Genomic DNA, 781 nt, shown 5'->3' with positions numbered 1-781 from the left:
TTGGGTAGTAGTGCATAGTAATGATTTAGCTTCGTAGCTTGGCATTATAATGATGAACAAAATACCAGATAGCGCCAACATGGTTGTCTAATATTTTAGAGAACGACAATGTTTTACGAACTAACCGTCCAACTCGTTGCCGTAGAGTGTTGTTGAATCTTTCAATATAGCTTGTCTTTCCACTATCTTTGCCTACTGGTTTATGTCTACTACTAGGTAAAACCCGTTCATAGGATTCCCAAAAATCAGTGTAACAAATTGCACATTGACGATAAACTGGTGGTAGAGATAACCATAATTGTTTAGCCGATTGGCGCTTAGCGATCACCAATATATACTCCAACAATCTCTCGTGTTGTCGCGTCCATAGCAAGCCAGATCCACTGTTTATTTTCCTTTGAGCCTACGTATGACCACATCTCATCTATTTGCAGAATTAGCCTACCGGGTTTTTTTAGTAACTTCAACAACTTTAAGAACTTGGTAGTATTTTTGATTCACGTAGTATTGAAGCCAACGTGTTGAAACACCAGTGACGCGGGCGATCGCTGCCAATGAAACCCGTTCAAGTAAGAGTTTATCGATTAATTCACGTGTTGAGTTATCAATCGGTTGTCGTGTTGGACTTTCAACAAATTGTCGTCCACAATTGTGACATTTGAACCGTTGTTTTCCGTAGTGAGTGTGTCCATTTTTGACTATGTTGTTCGAGTTGCATTTAGGGCAGTGCATAGCTTCTATATTGAACGACACTACCTGATTTTATCATTACTATGCACTA

1 pseudogene is annotated in these 781 nt (G+C 39.3%); it reads right to left on the bottom strand.

The window, feature by feature from the left end:
* Positions 1-25: 25 nt before the first annotated feature.
* Positions 26-732, bottom strand: a pseudogene (locus UYC_RS37065) (IS1 family transposase).
* Positions 733-781 lie beyond the last annotated feature (49 nt).

It is taken from the genome of Chlorogloeopsis fritschii PCC 6912, assembly GCF_000317285.1.
In the GTDB taxonomy this organism is placed as follows: domain Bacteria; phylum Cyanobacteriota; class Cyanobacteriia; order Cyanobacteriales; family Nostocaceae; genus Chlorogloeopsis; species Chlorogloeopsis fritschii.
Note: the sequence above shows the minus strand (reverse complement) of the source record. Positions and strands in the feature narration are given on the sequence as shown.